Genomic DNA, 18,486 nt, shown 5'->3' with positions numbered 1-18,486 from the left:
CAAGCCCGGTCCGCCCGAGGACAAGTTCACATTGTCGATGCGCTCATGCGGCCTGTTCGCGGAAACGTTCGATGTCGGGACGGATGGTTTCGTTTTTGCCCGCCGCGGCACCGATCTCTCCGATCACCCTGCGCGCTTCAGGAGTCAGCTCGAAGAATTCAAGGCCGATCTCGCGGCGCGTCCCCCCTACCAGCCGCTTGAGCCGCGCGGTCCAACCTTGCTTGCCGGCCGACTCTTTGACCCACGCGACCCGGCAGCGCACAAAGACGACTTCAGAGATCCCGACCAATTTCAATTGCACCACATCGTCCACCTTGACCGGGGCTGCGGCCGCCGCCGAGACCCGCATTCCTCCCGCAGACATGTCTACGACGTCGCCCAGCGACGTGCCCACGAATTGGCAGACCACCCTTCCAAACTTTCGAGGATGCATGGTCAGCAAATCGGCTTCCCGGTGCGCGCCCATGACAGGACACGGCACGTCATATGCCATTCCGTGCCGTTCGTAGGGACTCGGTTACATGGTCAAGACCGAATATCGGCCCCTGGGGCGCATGAGCTATCGGAGGTTTGCCGTAGGCAAAATGCCGAGCCGACAAATCATTCCACCGTCACGCTCTTGGCCAGGTTGCGCGGCTTGTCCACGTCATGCCCACGCAGCACGGCAGCGTGATATGCGAGAAGCTGGAGCGGCACGACCGCCAGCATCGGGCTCAGGCATTCCGGAATCTCCGGGATGTACATGACATCCTCGGCATATTTCGTGATGTCCTTGTCTCCCTCGGTGGCGACCGCGATGACGTGCCCGCCGCGGCTTCGCACTTCCTGGATGTTGCTCATCACCTTCTCGTACTGCCTGCCTTTGTTCGCGATGAACACGGCAGGCATGCCGTCGTTAATCAGCGCGATCGGGCCGTGCTTCATCTCCGCCGCGGGCATTCCCTCGGCGTGGATGTACGAGATTTCCTTGAGCTTGAGTGCGCCTTCGAGCGCGGTCGGGTAGTTGTACCCGCGCCCGAGGAACAGCCAGTTTTCGCGATGAATGTACTTTTCGGTGATCTTCTTGATCCGGGCGTCCTGCTCGCAGATGCGTTCGATCAGGCCGGGGACGCGCTGCATGTCCTTCATCAAATCGCGGCACTGGTCCGCGCTCATAAAGCGCTTTCGCCCCATGTACATCGCGAGCATCGAGAGCACCGCGACCTGACCTGTGAACGCCTTCGTGCTCGCGACCCCGATTTCCGGGCCAACCCGAAGGTAAACACCCGCATCGGTTTCGCGCGCGATCGAAGAGCCGACCACGTTCACCACGCCCATCGCGAGCGCACCGCGCTCCTTGGCTTCCTGCAACGCCGCAAATGTGTCGGCCGTCTCTCCCGATTGGCTCACCGCGATGACGAGCGTGTTCTCTTCCACGATCGGATTGCGATAGCGGAACTCGCTCGCGTATTCCGCAACCGACGAGATTTTCGCGAGGTCCTCGAACAGGTATTCGCCGATCATCGCGGCGTGCAGCGCTGTTCCCTGCGCCGTCAGCACGATTCGCGCGGTTTTGGATAGTTCCTTACTGAATCCTCCCACGCCGCCGAGGTGAATCCGACCCTCATCGATGTTCAGTCGCCCTCGGATGCAGTTCGAGATCGCCTTGGGCTGCTCGAAGATTTCCTTCTGCATGAAGTGGCTGAATCCGCCGAGCTCGATCTCCTGAAGCTCGAGCTCGAGCTGCATGATCTTGCTCGTCACCGGCACATTGTGGATCGTGCTGGTGCGGAAACCCTGGCGAGTGATCTTCACGACGTTGTAGTCGTCGAGCACGAACGCCTGCGTCGTGTGGCTCACGATCGCCGAAGCGTCGGACGCGACGACATATTCGCCGGCGCCCACGCCAACCATGAGGGGAGATCCCTTGCGCGCAACCACAAGAACATCGGGCTCCTTTTCGCAGATCACGGCGATCGCGTACGCGCCGGTCACCTCGCGGAGCGCCGCCTGCACCGCGGCTTCGAGGTCCACACCTTCTTGCGGCGCGTACAACTCGCCGATCAGCATCGCGAGCACTTCGGTGTCGGTCTGGCTCTGGAACTTGTGACCCTTTTCCTCGAGATAGGTCTTGAGCGCCGCGTAGTTTTCGATGATGCCGTTGTGGATCAGCGCGATCCCGTTCCGGTCATCGGTGTGCGGGTGAGCGTTGATCTCGGTCACGCCGCCGTGCGTCGCCCAGCGGGTGTGTGCAATCCCGACTGTGCCGCGAAAGCCGCCGGCGTCCTCGATCTTGTCTTCCAGATTGGCAACGCGTCCAACCGCCTTGACAACATTCAGCTTGCCCTGTTCGAGGATTGCCAGTCCTGCGGAGTCATAACCGCGATACTCGAGCCGCTTCAGGCCCTCGATCAAATAGGACTGGGCCGGTTTGCCACCGATATACGCGACGATTCCGCACATGGGGTAAATCCTCGTAAGAGCGTGTGGGCGAACTTTAGGGCCGGTAATCGTGAACCCCGGCAAGTGCCATCATCCTCGATCAAAGCCTCGCGCACCAAGTGCGCCTCCTCTGCTTCGACCACCCTTACTGATCGGCTGACCGCCGGGTTCGCCTGTGCGTACGCAGAATTACCGGTCGCGCTTTTTTGCGTGGAGATCGGCTCCGTTCCAGCCAGAAGACAAAGCCGGCTACCCGTTGGGCAAACCCCTTATCCACGCCGACGAATCACCTCGACGACCCATTCCGGGGTTTCACGACAGAATCGCGTCACAAGCGGTCCTCGAGTGAAGTAATAGATCGCGGTAAGCCCCGGCACAACGAGCCCCACCACCGCCATCGAACCGTACAGACCCCATGTCACCGCAACCGTCAATTGCGACGCGAGCGCGTCGATCTGCGGATCGCCGGTGCCCTGCATCATCGAGTTGAGCGCCGGATTCCCGATCGCGCTGCGGAGCGACCAGAGCGCATACCCGATGATGAGCGCGCCAAGAAAAATCTGATTCCATCCGAGCACTCGCGCGCCGCGCGCTTCCATTCTTCGCAAAAGTGCGCCGCCGCGCAGCTCGTTGACTCCGCAGAGCGCCAGGCCGATCCCGATCGCCCACGCGCTCCAGTCACTCATGATTGCAAACATCAGAGTGACAACCGCAAAGATCACCATCGACCAGCCGCTGAACGCCGCGATACCCGCGGCGCGCAGTATCTTCTTTGATCGCCTTTGTGCCGCCGATATCTCGTTCAGATGTTCCGTCGAGAGCGGTCCGACCGCGGCGGGTTGAGAAGGCTGAACGGTCATAGAGATTCCCATCCACGATATCGGCGTTTTGCACTCGGCCGTCTTGCACGACACCGACGCCGACTCATTTTTGGTGCTGGACAAGCACCGTCGAAAGAGTGAGAAATGCCGCATACGACGCGAGCAGCACTCCGCCCTCCAGCCTCGATACTTTTCTCCCGAAAGTGCGGCTGATCGGAATGAGCGCGATTGCCAGTATTCCCATGTAACCGAGCGGAATGAGCAACGTACCGTCGGCCACCGGCGGCGATAACAGCCCCACGATTCCGAAGATCGCTCCCGCGTTAAAGAGACACGAGCCGATCGCATTGCCCATCGCGAGGTCTGTTTGCCCCTTGCGCACGGCAAGAACGCCGGTCATCATCTCCGGAAGCGTCGTTCCGATTGACACGATCGTCACCCCGACGACCGCCGAGGGAATACCCATCGCGATGGCGATTCCCGAAGCGCCGTCGCTTGCCAGCGAACCACCGAACGAGAGCAGCGCGAGCCCGCCGATGAAGCACGTTCCGATCATCACCCAGCTCATCGGGCTGGGCACGCGCGCCGGATCTTCCGCAAGGCCCTTGGGGTCCTTCGGCGCGTTCTTCCGATCACCCTGGCGTAAGGCCGCCATGATGGTCCACATGCTGTACGCGCCGAAGACCCCGAGCATCAGCCCCGCTTCCCACGGCTGAAACCCGCTCGCTAACCCAAGAAACGCCATGAAACCGAGCACCGCCGCGTTCAGCAAGATTTCAACACGCACCAGTCGTTCGGTGACAAGAAGCGGCCGGATCAACGCGCACAAGCCCAGCACCAGCGCCATATTGCAGATGTTCGCCCCCACCACGTTGCCGAGGGCAAGATTGCCGCGCCCTTTCCCCGCGCTCACAAGGTTCAGCGCCAGTTCCGGAGCGCTCGTCCCCCATGCCACAAGCGTCAATCCAACAACTAAAGGAGACACCCTCAACCGTTTGGCGGTGTCGACCGAAGCCGAGACAAGAAGCCTTCCGCCGACGATCAGCAGCACAAGCCCGCCGAGGAATTGAAGAAAGTTCTGAAGCAACGTGCCGAGAGTCTATCGACCGGCTTTGTGCACACACTGCGGCAGATTCCGACGGACTCGTTCATCGGCGCTGGGGCCTGAACAACAAAGACCCCGCGCGCTCGCTGCACGCGGGGTCCACACATGGAGAAAGACCGGCCCTTCCGCTCAGCCGCGTCGACGCCGCAAGAATGCCAATCCGGCGAATCCAAAGACGCCCGCAACTCCCGGAGCCGGAACGATCTCAAACGTGATGCGAGCCAGCGCGTCTCCCGCGGACGGCAAATTGGTGAAGTTGTATCCCGCCGCGGTCAGCGCATTCAGATAAGCACTGAAGTCCGAGTGGAATCCGACAACGCCTCCTTGCGCGTTGTGATCGCCGGCGCTCTGCCCGGCGATGAACGCCGACCCGAACGGCGCATCGAGTTCCGTTCCTGCGTCCCAGATATCGCTGCCTTTCAGGTTGATGATCGGATTCAGAAAATTTCCGAGACCATCGAACAACGCGACCGCAGTCGCGGAGTCGTTGCCGAAAAACCTGTCGTTGCTCGGCACCACCATGGAACCGAAGCTGAAGTAACGATTCGCGGCCGTATCAACGGCAAAGTCGAATGTGCCCGACGCGCCGGGCAAGTAAATCCCGGGACCAAACCCGCCGAGGGTTGCCGCGACGACCCCCGAAACTCCGGGCGCGTACGCCGCGCCGAACGCGGCGAGATATGCAGAGCCGTCGCCGGTTTCGGCGATGTTCTGGATCCCGGTACTCGCCGCGGCGCCATTGTTGAATGCGTCCCAACTGCCATCGTGAAATGCGACTGTAAACGGCGAAAACGCGACGCCGTTTGCGCCCACAAGGCTTTCCACCTTGACGCGGACCTGAACAACGCCGGCCTGAGCACCGCACGCAAGACAAGTGCCGATGCCGAACAACACGAGAGCATGTTCGAAGCGCTTCATATGAACTCCAAATGAATGTTGAAGGGCGAACGTGTCGGCCTCGAATGGGCTTTCGCAGGAAACGCGCGAAAGCTCCGCCCGGGCGCGACCCGCAATCTCCGCATCCTTGGCCTTTCGGCGGGACGCACAATCGCCTTGCCTCTCCGAGTTGTTTGTCGGGCTCGGCACCCGCACCTTGCAGCAGGGTTCTATTTTTTTTCTGCGGCGAGCGCAACCCGCTTGATCACTCTCTCTCGCACGTCACCCGGCATGGCGTCCCCGAAATCGCCGGATCCATCGATTCGTTCCGAGAGCTCGCGCAAGCGACGGATCTGGCGCCGGAATTCGGCGCAGTCGCGGCAGTACGCCAGATGGAGCCTGTGCACGGCGCGCAACGCCGGAGAAAGTTGCTCGTCGAGTTCTCTGCTTGCGAGCGCGGAGTGATCGCGGCAGGACAAGCTCAAAATACGAACGGCTTCGCGAAAGAATCCAATCACCGACGACCATCCTTCTCAAGCCCGAGCATTCTCTCGACGCATCGCCGGAGGAGGGAGCGGGCCCGGTGCGTCCGCGACCACAAGTTGGTCGGCGTGACCCCCATCGACTTGCACACCTCCTGCGAAGGAATATCGAGTAAGTCTCTCATCCAGATCGCCTCCGCCAGCGTCGGCGGCAATTCTCCCACACAATTCCGCAAGGCTGCGAGCAATTCTGCCGACTCCTCGGGATCATCGAGCGATTTGGCCCATTTCGCCGGCGGCCGGGCCCATTTTCCCCGGGCAGTGAATTCGCCGTGCAACGAACCTCCTCCCGGTCCGGCAGCGGGTTCATCTTCGCTTTCCAGGGCCCTTCCCCGCGCGGCGCTCTTTCTCCGCTCGCGGAATTGATCCGCGATTTTGTGCGCTGCGATCGCGAGCAGCCACGTTCGCTCGGAAGACAATCCCGAAAAGCTCGTCTCCGATTCCATCGCCGCGAGAAACGTTTCCTGCACGACGTCTTCAGCCATTTCGTGCGAACGCGTCCGGGCAATCACGAATCGCCACAATACATCACCGTGCTGCGCCAGCCGCTCTCCGGCACGCGCCAATTCTGTTTCAGCGCGCGCGGAATCGACACGACCTTCTCCCGTGCCGGCACGCCCAACCGAATAGCTCTTCTCCTCGATCATCAGTTGATTCTCAGATGCCTTGTCCGCACGCGGGGAACAAAAGTTCCCGGATTTGCCCCCCATTATCGTGCCGGATGAAAGTCTTCACACTTTCTTCCGCTCTCCGGCGGGATAGATGCACATGGCGCAGCTGCAGCCCTTGCGAGAGACCGGACGAGGGCCTGCCCGCGCGCGGTCTCCACTCCGTCATGGGCGATCCGCTTGCACGCACAAGCAACGGCGACAAGCAGTGAGACGCTTCCCATTTTTCGATGCCGTCGGCGGTCGGCCGGTTGGCCCTCGCGCTTCCGCCACTCGAGGATCGAGCCGCTATCGTGACCGTGAATTCCGCGTGCAATGCAAGTCGTCGGAGAATCGCTCAACAACCTCTGGAGGATCGCATGCGACTCAACATCAAGGCAACCGCTCTCGCATTCGGGCTCGTCTGGGGTCTTGGCATCTTCGTTCTGGCCTGGTGGATCATGGCCTTCGAAGGCGCTACCGGCGAAATCACGTTCATCGGCCATGTCTACCGCGGCTTCAACATCAGCCCCCTCGGCAGCGTCATCGGTCTGGCCTGGGGCTTCGCCGACGGCGCCGTTGGCGGTCTGATCTTTGCCTGGCTTTACAACTTGCTCGTTGCACGATTCGAGGCGGGCACACCCCGGCCGAATTCGCCGCGGTGATGTGACCGGCCCGACACGAGCGCGCTCCGCTGATGAAGCCACGGAAACGGCGATGTCTCGTCTCGTGGGTCCACTGACCACGAGAGCCACTTCGTCTATCGGAGGCGCGTCGCCGTGGCCAACAAAAATTCTGCGTCCCACCCGGGAATCTCTCCGCGCCGCCGCCGAGTCGCAGCGCTCTGGGCTTCGGCATCGGTGGGAATGTACTGCGTTTCGGTGCTCGCCCAGTCACTCGGCGCCGCCTCCGAACAGATCAACGCGCAGGTCCTCCAGTGCGGCCCGATTTCTGACACGATCGAATACCTGCTCTGGCTGCTGCGCCAACTCTGATTTTTCGTTCCTGCCACTCCACGATTGCCCGGAGTGAAGTCTGTCGCGTGCGCACGCGATTTGATCGTCGAGTCGAAATCGCAACTCTCACTTTGGAATGTGTCGGCCGGAGCCACGGCGCCGGTCGAAAAGGCACGCACGAAAGAGCTGACCAATCGCACGAGAGTTGCCGAGATTTGCGATCCTCGCGCCTCGCCTCTGCTCAGCGGAGATACGGCTGCAGGCTTTGCGTGCCACGGAGCCAGTTGTCGGTTTTCAGATTCTCGTTTCTCGGTCAACGTCGCGCGACAGATCGCGATAGTTCGGCCCCGACGCCTTCAGCCGGCTGCCGTCCAATTCTCGATGGTCAATCCCTGCCCTTGGCGTTCATCTCCGCTGCCTGCTTCATCTGCTCCTCGGTCATCTCCGGTGGACCGGGCTTGAACGTGATCTTGTTGATCGTACCAGTGAAAGTGAACGGCACCTGATAGTCGCGGTCGTCCACGCCCGTGCGGGTGTCGTAACCGACGTCGAGAGCGGTTCCAATTCATGCGGGGCGGTATCCGCAGTGAGCGAAGAAGTTGGTGGCGTCGGACGTCGTCACGGTGTCGAGCACGGTCTGCATCGAGCTCCAGAGCGCTTCCCGGGTCCGGCACGCCAGGCTCCGCAGCTTCTGCTTGATCTTGCTGAACGCCGGCTCGATCGGGGACAGGTCCGGCGAGTACGGAGGCAGGAACAGCAGCTCCTCGCCCGCACCGACTTGTGGCTCGACAGGTTGTCCATCACCACGATGTCGCCCGCCCGCAAGAGGGGAGGAGCACCTGCTCGACAAACGCCTCGAACACGACCGTGTTCACCGGCCCGTCCACCACGGTCGAGCACCGCACGCCGTCGATCGCGCCCCGATCAGCGTGGTCGTCATCCAGTGCCCGTGCGGCACCCTGTCGATCAGACGCTCACGCACCGGCGCCCGCCCACGCAGCCGCGTCATGTTGGTCTTGGCCCAGGCCTTGGGTGGGGGTCTCGTCGATGAAGATCAGCCGACGCGGATCGATACCCGCCCGCCAGAGAACCCGCTCGGCGCGCCGCCTGGCGACGTCCGGCCGCTCCTGTTCCGCGGCATGGATCGTCTTTTTTTGTAGGACAGCCCGAGCTTCTGGAGGGCGGTGCCGATCGCGGAAATGGCGCAGAGGATCCCCAGACTCTCCCGCAACTCCGCAAGCGTGGCGTCGGGACGTGCCGCGACAAGGCGGGCGAGCTTGACGCGATCGATCTTCTCGAAACGCTTGCCGCCCATGGGACGCGGAGTGGTCTCGCCGTTCTCCCGGCGTCGCTGCTTCACCCGCCTGAGCCACGAAGGGCTGACGCCAAAGGCCCGCGCGATCTCACCGGTCTTCATGCCGCGATCAAACGCTCCGAGCACCTTGTTCCTGGAATCCTGCGAATAGGGCGCGCTCATCCTGACTCCCTTCACGGCACGCTCCGCGCGCCGGCAAGAGACTCTGCATCACGCAATCACAAAGCGCAACCGAACACGCGCCGTACGGCGCTACGCGTGAATTGGAGCCGCTCTAGACATCTGCGACGACAAATCACGTTCGTCACAAGAGCAATCAGAGTTTTCAGAGCGCCGCGGCACCCGGTCGACCGGAACAAGGGAAGAGCCTGTCGCGCCGGCCAGAATCCGCGCTCTGCCGACGCATGGCCGACTCGAAAACCCCTCGTTTTCTCGCGACAATTGGCCTCGGGCTCACGCCTTTGCGGCGGGCCAAAACAAAGAAAAAGCCCTGATTTCCAGAGGAAACCAGGGCGAACTCCCCGACTAGGACTCGAACCTAGAACCTAGCGGTTAACAGCCGCTCGCTCTACCATTGAGCTATCGGGGAACGAGATTTCCCGGCCGGTTTTTGCTCGCCGATCGGGGGAACAAGGCTAGCGAGAAAACTCCATCGGTCAAGCACCCGCCCGGCTCGCGTCGGGCGGCAGGTTCTCGCAACGATTCCGGCGATCAAGCCCGAAGTCTCGGAATTTCCGGAAGAACGGCCGGCACCCGGAATGCCGCCTAATATCCTGACCCGGCTTTTTCGTCCCGAATTCTCGCCGGAATCCCTGCAAAGGCTCGTCATGAAGAACGACATTCACCCCCGCTATTTCCACAATTGTCAGGTCTACCACAACGGCCAGGTCGTGATGACCGTCGGTGCCACCGTGCCCGAGCTGCACGTCGAAGTGTGGTCGGGTTCGCACCCGTTCTTCACCGGCAAAAACGTCTTCGTTGACTCGGCGGGTCGCGTTGAAAAGTTCCAGAAGAAGTTCGCCACCGGCTACTTCGGTCAGAAGGAAAAGGCCGAGGCCGAGCGCAAGGCAGCGATTGCCGCCGCCGAGAAAGCCGCCGCCGAAGAACGCGCTGCGAACCGCGCCGCGCGAGCTGCTGCTGCCGCGGCAAAGCCGAAGAAGGCGCCAAAGCCCGAGCCGAAGGTTGAATCCAAGGCCGAGGCGAAGCCGGCTGATGCCGCTGCCGAAGCGAAGGCTGAAGGCGACGCTCCGAAAGCCTGAGTCCAGCGTTCATTCACGAATCTCACAAGCGCGGCTCATCGAGCCGGCGTTTTTTTCTTGAACACGATCGCTTCGTGGTATATTGGTTCCACTCCGGTGGAGGAATCATGAAACTTCGAGCCTTCGCGTTTGTGTTGCTTTCCATGCTGTCGCTCGCGCGCGGCGTCCATGCTGCGGACCCGACTATTCCGTCGGTGAACCAGCGGGAGAACGACAATCGTGCCGCGATGCACACGGCAAAGTTCTCAACTCTGGAGACTCGCAAGTACACAATTTGGCGCCGATCGGCGAGCGCCACGGTCGAAGTCGAGGTATCAGCGGACTTTAGCGATGCCGCGCACGAAATTGCGATCGACGTCTCGAATAGCTTCATTCCCACTCCCCTCTCGATCACGCTGAGCCCATCTCCGAACGCACCCGCACCGGGTGCTTGGGGCGCTCAATACCTCGGGCTCAAGACGGTCGGGAATAAGCGTTATGCGCAGGTGGCAATCCAGATCGCCGACGGAGTTGGCATCGGAAAGTACACGCTCAGCGCGGTGGTTCGCAAGAAGGGCCAAACCACTGCCCTGGCGCGGACCGACTTCCCAAAGCCCGTCGTGATTCTCTTCAATCCATGGAGCGATCGCGATCCGGTGTACATGAAAGAAGCGGATCGACTCGGAGAATATGTGTATCAGCAGGAGTGCCGCTATCGAACCGAGGTCAACAACCTCGACCGGACGTGGAGGCTGGCGCAGTTCGATGTCGAAACGATCGATGCGCTTCTCAAGATGCTCGACGTGCCGAACCCTGCAAAGCCGGACGAACACGGAACGACCGCTCAGCGCGAAAACCCGATTGAATTCTCGCGGTTGATCGCGCAGAGCATCGAGAAATACGTTTTTGGCGACTGGGTACTGACGCAGTTCGGTCAGGGCGAGACCTCGCCCGCGAAGTGGGTCGACAGCGCCGATGTCTTCAGAAGATTCAACGCGCCGCCCGTCAAATACGCGCGCTGCTGGGTCTACGCCAACCTGCTGACCAGCCTCTTCCGGTGCGCCGGATTGCCCGCCCGCTCGGTCTCGTGCATCAAATCGGCGCACGAGTCGCAGCCCCCAAACGGGTTTGTGGACATCTTCCAGAAAAAAGTGGGAAACAACTGGGTGACGGACACCGACCTCACGTCGGATCGCGCCTGGGGCTTCCACGCGTGGACTGAAGCATGGATGAAGCGGCCCGATCTGGTGAGCGCCGACGGCTGGCAGGCGGTGGACGGAACCTACGGCACCGGGCCGGCGGCCATCGGCGACGTCGCCAAAAGGAAGTCGAGCAATTACGAATCGGCATCGTTCGTCGCGGCGGTGAGCACGCCGATCCGGATCTGGCGGAATAACAAGATCGAATCGATCGACACCAAGTCGATCGGCGAAAAGATCATGACGAAGAAGCTGGGAGTCGCCGGCGAAGAAAACATCGTCAAGAACTACAAGCCCGCGGCACGCAACGTCGGGCCCGGAGAACCTGCGGTACTCTGGGACGTCCCGCTCTCAAGGACTGCGGGAGACGATGTTGTAGTTACGGCGCATCTGTCCAACTCGACGCTCGCGCCCGTCATCATTGACTTGACGGTGAGCGCGTACGCCGAAGGCTACGACCAGACATTGCGCGGACAAGCCTGGTCGCCTGAATCTCGCCAGGTGATCGTCGCTCCGGGCACTCCGGATCACGCAGAAGTGTTCACGATTCCATGGTCCGCGTACCAGTCATTCGCGGCAATTTCCGACCATCTTCGCGTCGATGCCTTTGCGGTGTGCGACGCGATCGACACCGGCTGGCCCAGCGTAACCTATGTCGTGATCGATGGTCCGCAATTCGGAGTTACTCGCGCCTCGCCGCCGATCGTCGCGCCGGGCGGAACTTCCGCTTTCGACGTGGCGCTTGTGAACACAGCGTCGACCACGTTGACGAACTGCAGGGTGACGCTGCAACGCTTGGGCGTGCTCGACGACGGATCGGCGCCGGAAGTAATCGATGTCGGATCGGTCGCGCCGGGCGCATCGATGACTTGGTCACGCGACATTGTCGCAGCAGCACTCGGATCCGGCGGCCTCGCAGCGAGCATCGCATCAGATCAACAATCGGAATGGAATGCATACGCAAGCGTCGAGGTTTCAGGCTGTGCCGCCGACTTCAATTCCGACGGCTTTGTCGACGACGCAGACTTCGTGATCTTTGCGGCGTCGTACGACCTGTTGACGGTCCCCCCTGCGGAAGCGATTTGTGATCTCAACGGCGATGACTTCGTGGACGATGTCGACTTTGAGCTGTTCGCTGACGCGTACGACGCCGTGTACTGCCTTTTCGACTAACGCCCGACAGGCGTCGTGGGATAAACGGGTCGCAGACTCGCGGCTCCGAAGCATTCTCGGGAAACGGGGTGCGTTTTGAGGTGTATGCCAACCGATAGAGGCCGCAACGGCCGATCCGACATCATTCCATTCCCGTGATTCCTCTTTCATCCGTTGATCCGGATGAACGGATGGATATAGTTGTTTGAGCTCCCGCCGCGTCTTTGCGCGTTACCGGAACCGGGCGGGAGAGTTGGAGCCCTCATGCCCAGCCGCTTTCTTCAGGAACTGTCCAAACGCGTCCTCGTCTTCGACGGCGGCATGGGCACGCAGATCTATGCTCGAAATCTGTCGGTGGAGAAGGACTACTGCGGCTGCGAGAACTGCACCGACATTCTGGTCAAGAGCCGCCCGGATGTGATCCAGGACATCCATGAGGACTATCTGAAAGCGGGAGCGGACGTCGTTGAGACGGACACCTTCGGCGCGAACAAACTCGTGCTCGGAGAATTTGATCTGACGGCGCAGTGCTACGACCTTGCGAAGCGCGGCGCGGAAGTGGCTCGGGCCGCGTGCGAGAAACATTCGACCGGCGACAAGCCGCGGTTTGTGGCGGGCTCGATGGGGCCGGGCACGAAACTGATCACGCTCGGAAACACCACTTGGGAGGAGATGTTTGATTCGTATCGGGAGCAGTGCCGCGGCATGATCGCGGGCGGAATCGACTGCTTCATGATCGAGACCTGTCAGGACCTCCTCCAAGTCAAGTGCGCGATCGAGGCGTGCCTTGCGGCACTGGATGAGGCCGGCAAAACGACAGCGGACATTCCGATTCTGTGCAGCGTGACGATCGAAACGACGGGAACGATGCTTCTCGGTTCGTCGATCGAAGCCGCGGCAGCGGCGCTCGCGCAGTATCCGATCACCTCGCTCGGCTTGAACTGCGCAACCGGACCGACGGAGATGGCCGAGCATGTGCACTGGCTGGGCAAGAACTGGGCAAGCGTTCGCGGTCGCAAGACACTGACGGGCGAAGAGCGGCGTGTGAGCGTGCTCCCCAACGCGGGACTGCCCGTGCTTCACGAGGGCAGGACGGAATATCCGCTCAAGCCGCAGCCGTTTGTCGAGGCGATGCTGAAATTCGTGGAAGAGTCGGGGGTGAACATCGTCGGCGGCTGCTGCGGCACGACACCCGAACACATCAAGCTGCTCGCGGAAGCGGTTGGAAGCCGCCGAGCGAGCGCCATCGCAAGGAACTCTCCCAAACCGGGTGCAACAAGCCTTTACAGCGTCGCGGATTACAGGCAGGACAACTCGTTTTTGATCGTGGGCGAGCGGATGAATGCGAGCGGCAGCCGCGCGTTCAAGACGCTGCTCGAAAAGGAAGCCTGGGACGACATCATCTCTCTGGCGCGCGAGCAGGTGCGCGAGGGTGCGCACGTGCTGGACTTGAACGTCGATTACGCGGGGCGCGACAACGTTCGCGACATGTCCGAAATCGTGAAGCGGGTGGTGCGTCAGGTTGATGCGCCGTTGATGATCGACAGCACGCAAGTCAAAACAATCGAAGCCGGGCTCAAGCACGCGGGGGGAAAATGCATCGTCAACTCGGCCAACTTCGAGGACGGTGACGAGAAGTTTGATCAGATTCTGGAGTTGTGCCGCACGTACGGGGCCGCGATCCTGATCGGCTCGATCGACGAGGACAAGCAGGCGTCGATGGCGCGGACGGCGGAGCGCAAGCTCGCGATCGCGGAGCGCGGGTTCCGGCGCGCGACGGCAAAGTTCGGGATGGATCCGAGCGACGTGATGTTCGATCCGCTGGTGCTGCCGATCTCGACCGGCATGGAGAGCGACCGGCGCTCGGCCTTTGAGCTCATCGAAGGCATCAAGCGGATCAGCGCGGCGTTCCCGGAAAGCCAGAGCGTGGTGGGCCTGTCGAACGTGAGTTTCGGATTGAATCCGGTCGCGCGCGTCGTACTGAACTCGGCGTTCCTGCACGAACTGCGCGAAGCCGGCTTGACCGGTGCGATCGTTCACGCGAGCAAGATTCTGCCCGAGAACAAGATCGATCCGGCGCACTGGCAAGCGGCGCTCGATTTGATCTACGACCGGCGCTCGGAGAAGGCCGGCGGCACAGGGGTCCCGGCGGGAAGACCGGACGATTTCGATCCTCTTCAAGCGTTTATCGAACTCTTCAAGGACGCGCAGAGCACCAAGGCCCAGAAGAAATCGCTCGCGGATCTTCCGGTGGAAGAGCGGATGCGCTCGCACATCATCGACGGCGAGAAGCAGGGATTGAAAGAGTGCCTGGACGTAGCTCTCCAGAAGTACAAACCGCTGGACATCATCAACGATCACCTGCTCGAGGGAATGAAGACCGTCGGCGAACTCTTCGGTTCTGGCAAGATGCAGTTGCCGTTCGTTCTGCAGAGCGCCGAAGTGATGAAAATGGCGGTTGCGCAGCTCGAGCCGTTGATGGAGCGGGTGCAGGGCCAGGAAAAAGGTAAAATCGTGCTCGCGACGGTGAAGGGCGACGTGCACGACATCGGCAAAAACCTCGTCGACATCATTCTGACGAACAACGGTTACAAAGTCTTCAACATCGGCATCAAGCAACCGATCGGCGCCATCGTTGATGCATTCAAGCAGCACCAGGCGGACGCGATCGGCCTCTCGGGGTTGCTCGTGAAAAGCGTGAACGTCATGGAGGAAAACATCCTCGAGATGAACGGGATCGGGCTCGATGTGCCGCTGATCCTCGGCGGCGCGGCGCTCACGCGACACTACTGCGAGAGCCACCTGCGCACGCAGTACAAGGGTGAATGCTTCTACGGAAAGGATGCGTTCGAGGGCCTTCGCACGATGGACATGATCATGGCGGGCAAGTTGGAAACGCTCGCTTCGGAAATCGACGACCGACTCGGCAAGCGCTCGAAGGCCGAAGAGGCGATCAACCAGACACGCATCGCGAAGATGGCGGCATTGAATAAAGACGGAGAGACGGAGAGACAGAGAGACGAAGCGGGCGGGACGGCGGTGCGCGAGCGCGTGCGGTCGGAAGTATCAACGGCGGTACCCGTTCCGAACGCGCCGTTCTGGGGTACGCGCGTCGCCGAGGGTCTCAACCTCGACCAAATCTATCCGTTCATCAACCCCGTCGCGCTCTTCCGCGGCCAGTGGCAGATGAAAAAAGGGGCGATGAGCGAAGCGGAATACGACGCGCTCATCGAAGACAAGGTGCTGCCGGTGTTCGAAGCGCTAAAGGAACGCTGCAAACGCGAGAAGATCCTGCAGCCCGCGGCGGTGTACGGCTATTTCCCATGCAACGCCGACGGGAACGACCTCGTGATCTTCGATCCGCAGAATCAATCTCGCGAGATCGAGCGATTCAGCTTCCCGCGTCAAGCGGACAAGAAACGTCTCTGCATCAGCGATTTCTTCCGCCCGATCGAGTCGGGCGAGCGCGATGTTGTCGCGTTTCACTGTGTCACGATGGGGAAGAAGGCGAGCGAGGCGGCGCAGGAACTCTTTCAGAAGAACGACTACACGAACTATCTGTACCTACACGGCATTGGCGTGGAATCAGCCGAAGCGCTCGCCGAGATGTGGCACAAGCGAATCCGCCAGGAAATGGGCATCGCCAACGATGATTCGCCTCGGATCAAAGAGCTGTTCACGCAGCACTATCGGGGCAGCCGCTATTCATTCGGCTACCCGGCCTGCCCCGACATGAGCGATCAAGAGAAACTGTTCCGTTTGCTGCGTCCGGATCGGATCGGCTGTGTGCTAACGGAAAACTGGCAAATCGACCCGGAGCAGAGCACGAGCGCGATCATCGTGCATCATCCGGAAGCCAAGTATTTCAATGTGTAGAAAGTACTAGCAGGCTGTTGAAATTCTGATTGTGCTTACTGCGCCGACGCATTGCAGACAACTTTCTGGCCCTCAGACCCGGGTCGCGAGGGTAGATGGCGGTTCGAAATTGCGACTGGTTGGAGTTTTTCAACAGCCTGCTAGGCATCAGGCATTGGGCATTGGGCATTCGACGACTTGGCGTGCTTATTGCCCGAGTCGAAGCACGGATCGCCAATCGCTCGCATCGGAGACCTGCCGCGCCGACTCTATCGGAAGAGCTGCCGCGCTCTCTCATGCTCACTCCGCCGTGAGAAGACCGCTTCGCCTTCGAAGCATCCAGATCAGCACAGGACCGCCGATCAGGGCCGTGAGCACACTGATGGGAAGGCGCCCCGAGCCGAAATCAATCGAACGGACGAGGCAATCGGCAAAGACGACCATCGCGCCGCCGAGGAGAGCGGCGCCGATGACAAGCCTTTGATGCGAGGGGCCGATGAGTAAGCGCACGAGGTGAGGACAAACCAGGCCCACGAATGCAACAGGCCCCGCGATCGCAAAAGTGACTGAAGTCAGAATACCCGCGAGCAGGAAGAGCTCGATCCGAAGCCAACCGAGCGCGACGCCGAGCGATCGAGCCTCATCGTCGGAGAGCGAGGCAACATCGAGCGCTCTCCCGCGCCAAATCGCCCAGATCGCGCACGCGAGCGTGACTGCGCCCGCGGTGGCGATGCCCCCCCACCGCACGTCGTCGTTGATGGCGCCGAGCAGGAGTCGCGACGCCGCGACGCCCCGATCGGGGAGCAATTGTTGGATGAGCGAGATGAGCGCCGCCGCGATGATCCCGACAATGACGCCTGTGAGAATGAGCGAGACGGGTTCGACTCTGCCGCGGCGTTGACTCAGCAGATACGTGAGTGCGAGCGCGCCGACCGCGCCCGGGAGCGCAACGCCGGCGCCGATGTTGACCATGCCGCTCTGCGCGATTCCAAGGCCGGCGTGGTACGCGCCGAGTTGCCAGAGCATGACCGCGACCCCGGCGCCGCTCGACATGCCGAGCAATTCAGGAGAGGCGAGCGGGTTTCGGAAAAGGCACTGGAGCAGAACCCCCGCCGTTGCCAAACCGATGCCGACAATCAGCCCGGCGGTCGCACGCTGTGCTCGAAACTCAAGAATCTGTTCCGAGCCCGGCGGCAGCGGACCGCCGACCCGCAGACGCAGCCAAAATGCCAGCGCCGCGAGCACCAAAAAACCTATCAGGATGGGAATTGCACGCGCTCTCACGTTTCGGAGCCTACGCGAAACCCTCGCCAAACGCAGAACGGCGACGTACCATCCCGCCCCCCATTGATACGGGGAATTGGAGGTTTGCCTTGGCTTCGACTTTCCGCTGCCGCCTTGTGACTCCCGCCGCCCGCTTGTTCGACGAGCCGGTTTCGAGCGCGGTGGTTCCGATGTGGGACGGCTTGATGGGCTTCCTGCCCGGGCGTGCTCCGATCCTCGGCAAACTTGGCATCGGCGAATTGAAGCTTGAGTTTTCCGGGAACGCGAAGGCGGCGGGTAACTATTTCATCGATGGCGGCGTCCTGCAAATGGCGGAGAACGAGTTGACGATTCTCGCGGAGCGAGCAACTCCGGTCTCGGAGCTGAACGCGACAGAAGCGGAAGCGCAGCTCAACAAACTCGAGAACGATCGCGTCTCGATCGACGATCCGAGCCGCGAAGCCAAGAACAAGCGGCGCGACCGCGAGATCCGATCGGCGAGCGAAAAGATACGGCTCGCCCGCGGCAAGAAGATCGCCTAAGGCGATCGGCCGCCAACGCAAGGTCACAAACGCCCGTGCTCGTGGGCCCTTTTTCTTACCGGTGCGACTTGCGGGTCATCGCGCGGTCGATATCCCGCTTGGCCTCGCGTTCCTTGATCGAATCGCGCTTGTCGTGCTTGGCCTTGCCCTTGGCGATCCCGATCAACAGCTTCGCGTAGCCATTCTTGAAATAGAGCTTGAGGGGCACGATGGTCATGCCCTTGACCTCCGACTCCTTCGCGAGCTTGAGGATTTCTTTCTTGTGCGCGAGGAGTGCACGCACGCGAGTCGGCGCGTGCTGGCGACCGTTGCCGAGCGGTCCGGCGGGCCCGTACTCCCCGATATTGGCGCTGTGAAGCGTCAATTCGAGCGGAGAACTGCTCGCCCGCACGTATCCCTCGCCGAGGGAGACGTGACCGGCGCGAACACTTTTGACTTCGGTGCCGCGGAGCGCGATCCCCACTTCAAACGTCTCGCCGATGTGATACTCGAACCGGGCGCGCCGGTTCTCGATCGTGGGTTCGTCGGGCTGGTCTTTCTTCCGGCTCATGGGA

Annotated in this window: 19 protein-coding genes and 1 tRNA gene; 6 read left to right on the top strand and 14 right to left on the bottom strand. The window is 61.3% G+C overall.

The genetic code is table 11. The features are described 5' to 3' along the window. Positions 1 to 43: 43 nt before the first annotated feature. From KF691_05480 to KF691_05450, 7 genes are all read right to left on the bottom strand, one after another. The gene (locus KF691_05480) at positions 44 to 466 is read right to left on the bottom strand and encodes a PilZ domain-containing protein (protein MBX3388887.1); all 423 of its coding nucleotides are present in this window, start codon (positions 464 to 466) and stop codon (positions 44 to 46) included. A gap of 134 nt (positions 467 to 600) precedes the next feature. Beyond that, entirely contained in the window at positions 601 to 2,442 is a 1,842-nt protein-coding gene (gene glmS / locus KF691_05475) for a glutamine--fructose-6-phosphate transaminase (isomerizing) (GenBank protein MBX3388886.1), read from the bottom strand. Positions 2,443 to 2,690: 248 nt separating this feature from the next. Next, positions 2,691 to 3,281, bottom strand: coding sequence for a hypothetical protein (locus KF691_05470; GenBank protein ID MBX3388885.1), 591 nt, complete (start codon positions 3,279 to 3,281; stop codon positions 2,691 to 2,693). A 64-nt stretch (positions 3,282 to 3,345) separates the two neighbouring features. After that, a complete protein-coding gene (locus KF691_05465) occupies positions 3,346 to 4,329 on the bottom strand; it encodes a calcium/sodium antiporter (protein ID MBX3388884.1) in 984 nt (327 codons plus the stop codon). Between the two features lie 147 nt (positions 4,330 to 4,476). Further along, on the bottom strand, positions 4,477 to 5,265 hold the full coding sequence (locus KF691_05460; protein ID MBX3388883.1) for a spondin domain-containing protein: 789 nt from the start codon (positions 5,263 to 5,265) through the stop codon (positions 4,477 to 4,479). 188 nt (positions 5,266 to 5,453) lie between these two features. After that, positions 5,454 to 5,741 (bottom strand): hypothetical protein, encoded by a 288-nt coding sequence (locus KF691_05455; protein MBX3388882.1) that lies wholly within the window; start codon positions 5,739 to 5,741, stop codon positions 5,454 to 5,456. Beyond that, positions 5,738 to 6,412 carry a sigma-70 family RNA polymerase sigma factor gene (locus KF691_05450; protein ID MBX3388881.1) on the bottom strand — a complete coding sequence of 225 codons (675 nt, stop codon included), beginning with the start codon at positions 6,410 to 6,412 and terminating at the stop codon, positions 5,738 to 5,740. Before KF691_05450 ends, KF691_05455 begins: the two co-directional genes overlap by 4 nt. 380 nt (positions 6,413 to 6,792) lie before the next feature. Here KF691_05450 and KF691_05445 point away from each other — a divergent pair, with 380 nt between their 5' ends. Continuing rightward, the gene (locus KF691_05445; GenBank protein ID MBX3388880.1) at positions 6,793 to 7,077 is read left to right on the top strand and encodes a bacteriophage holin; all 285 of its coding nucleotides are present in this window, start codon (positions 6,793 to 6,795) and stop codon (positions 7,075 to 7,077) included. 114 nt (positions 7,078 to 7,191) lie between these two features. Further along, positions 7,192 to 7,407 (top strand): hypothetical protein, encoded by a 216-nt coding sequence (locus KF691_05440; protein MBX3388879.1) that lies wholly within the window; start codon positions 7,192 to 7,194, stop codon positions 7,405 to 7,407. 346 nt (positions 7,408 to 7,753) lie between these two features. Here KF691_05440 and KF691_05435 read toward each other — a convergent pair whose 3' ends face one another. The 5 genes from KF691_05435 to KF691_05415 all read right to left on the bottom strand — a co-directional run bounded on the left by KF691_05435 (position 7,754) and on the right by KF691_05415 (position 9,272). After that, positions 7,754 to 7,891 (bottom strand): hypothetical protein, encoded by a 138-nt coding sequence (locus tag KF691_05435; protein MBX3388878.1) that lies wholly within the window; start codon positions 7,889 to 7,891, stop codon positions 7,754 to 7,756. Positions 7,892 to 7,933: 42 nt separating this feature from the next. Continuing rightward, a complete protein-coding gene (locus KF691_05430) occupies positions 7,934 to 8,218 on the bottom strand; it encodes a transposase (GenBank protein MBX3388877.1) in 285 nt (94 codons plus the stop codon). A gap of 21 nt (positions 8,219 to 8,239) precedes the next feature. Beyond that, positions 8,240 to 8,377, bottom strand: a complete 138-nt coding sequence (locus KF691_05425; GenBank protein MBX3388876.1) for a hypothetical protein — start codon at positions 8,375 to 8,377, stop codon at positions 8,240 to 8,242. Between the two features lie 45 nt (positions 8,378 to 8,422). Beyond that, positions 8,423 to 8,845 carry a transposase gene (locus KF691_05420; GenBank protein MBX3388875.1) on the bottom strand — a complete coding sequence of 141 codons (423 nt, stop codon included), beginning with the start codon at positions 8,843 to 8,845 and terminating at the stop codon, positions 8,423 to 8,425. 355 nt (positions 8,846 to 9,200) lie between these two features. Further along, a tRNA-Asn gene (locus tag KF691_05415) sits at positions 9,201 to 9,272 on the bottom strand. A gap of 238 nt (positions 9,273 to 9,510) precedes the next feature. On the opposite strand from KF691_05415, the gene rpmE reads away from it, so the two are divergent. The 3 genes from rpmE to metH all read left to right on the top strand — a co-directional run bounded on the left by rpmE (position 9,511) and on the right by metH (position 16,148). Next, positions 9,511 to 9,942 (top strand): 50S ribosomal protein L31, encoded by a 432-nt coding sequence (gene rpmE / locus KF691_05410; GenBank protein MBX3388874.1) that lies wholly within the window; start codon positions 9,511 to 9,513, stop codon positions 9,940 to 9,942. Between the two features lie 107 nt (positions 9,943 to 10,049). Next, entirely contained in the window at positions 10,050 to 12,293 is a 2,244-nt protein-coding gene (locus KF691_05405; GenBank protein MBX3388873.1) for a transglutaminase domain-containing protein, read from the top strand. A gap of 243 nt (positions 12,294 to 12,536) precedes the next feature. Further along, positions 12,537 to 16,148 carry a methionine synthase gene (gene metH / locus KF691_05400; GenBank protein MBX3388872.1) on the top strand — a complete coding sequence of 1,204 codons (3,612 nt, stop codon included), beginning with the start codon at positions 12,537 to 12,539 and terminating at the stop codon, positions 16,146 to 16,148. Positions 16,149 to 16,427: 279 nt separating this feature from the next. Here metH and KF691_05395 read toward each other — a convergent pair whose 3' ends face one another. Continuing rightward, positions 16,428 to 17,411: an iron ABC transporter permease gene (locus KF691_05395; GenBank protein ID MBX3388871.1), complete on the bottom strand. Its 984-nt coding sequence runs from the start codon at positions 17,409 to 17,411 to the stop codon at positions 16,428 to 16,430. An 89-nt stretch (positions 17,412 to 17,500) separates the two neighbouring features. Between KF691_05395 and KF691_05390 the strand changes: the two genes are divergently transcribed. Next, positions 17,501 to 17,932: a F0F1 ATP synthase subunit epsilon gene (locus KF691_05390; protein ID MBX3388870.1), complete on the top strand. Its 432-nt coding sequence runs from the start codon at positions 17,501 to 17,503 to the stop codon at positions 17,930 to 17,932. 55 nt (positions 17,933 to 17,987) lie between these two features. On the opposite strand, the gene smpB is transcribed toward KF691_05390, so the two are convergent. Next, on the bottom strand, positions 17,988 to 18,482 hold the full coding sequence (smpB, locus tag KF691_05385; GenBank protein MBX3388869.1) for an SsrA-binding protein SmpB: 495 nt from the start codon (positions 18,480 to 18,482) through the stop codon (positions 17,988 to 17,990). Positions 18,483 to 18,486: the final 4 nt, after the last annotated feature.

Source organism: Phycisphaeraceae bacterium, assembly GCA_019636555.1.
In the GTDB taxonomy this organism is placed as follows: Bacteria; Planctomycetota; Phycisphaerae; order Phycisphaerales; family UBA1924; genus JAFEBO01.
Note: the sequence above shows the minus strand (reverse complement) of the source record. Positions and strands in the feature narration are given on the sequence as shown.

Bases quoted from the DNA above. Each gene is read 5' to 3' on its own strand.
- KF691_05480 (MBX3388887.1), bottom strand. From the start codon at position 466: ATGGGCGCGCACCGGGAAGCCGATTTGCTGACCATGCATCCTCGAAAG.
- glmS (MBX3388886.1), bottom strand. From the start codon at position 2,442: ATGTGCGGAATCGTCGCGTATATCGGTGGCAAACCGGCCCAGTCCTAT.
- KF691_05470 (MBX3388885.1), bottom strand. From the start codon at position 3,281: ATGACCGTTCAGCCTTCTCAACCCGCCGCGGTCGGACCGCTCTCGACG.
- KF691_05460 (MBX3388883.1), bottom strand. From the start codon at position 5,265: ATGAAGCGCTTCGAACATGCTCTCGTGTTGTTCGGCATCGGCACTTGT.
- KF691_05450 (MBX3388881.1), bottom strand. From the start codon at position 6,412: ATGATCGAGGAGAAGAGCTATTCGGTTGGGCGTGCCGGCACGGGAGAA.
- KF691_05445 (MBX3388880.1), top strand. From the start codon at position 6,793: ATGCGACTCAACATCAAGGCAACCGCTCTCGCATTCGGGCTCGTCTGG.
- KF691_05425 (MBX3388876.1), bottom strand. From the start codon at position 8,377: ATGACGCGGCTGCGTGGGCGGGCGCCGGTGCGTGAGCGTCTGATCGAC.
- KF691_05420 (MBX3388875.1), bottom strand. From the start codon at position 8,845: ATGAGCGCGCCCTATTCGCAGGATTCCAGGAACAAGGTGCTCGGAGCG.
- rpmE (MBX3388874.1), top strand. From the start codon at position 9,511: ATGAAGAACGACATTCACCCCCGCTATTTCCACAATTGTCAGGTCTAC.
- KF691_05405 (MBX3388873.1), top strand. From the start codon at position 10,050: ATGAAACTTCGAGCCTTCGCGTTTGTGTTGCTTTCCATGCTGTCGCTC.
- metH (MBX3388872.1), top strand. From the start codon at position 12,537: ATGCCCAGCCGCTTTCTTCAGGAACTGTCCAAACGCGTCCTCGTCTTC.
- smpB (MBX3388869.1), bottom strand. From the start codon at position 18,482: ATGAGCCGGAAGAAAGACCAGCCCGACGAACCCACGATCGAGAACCGG.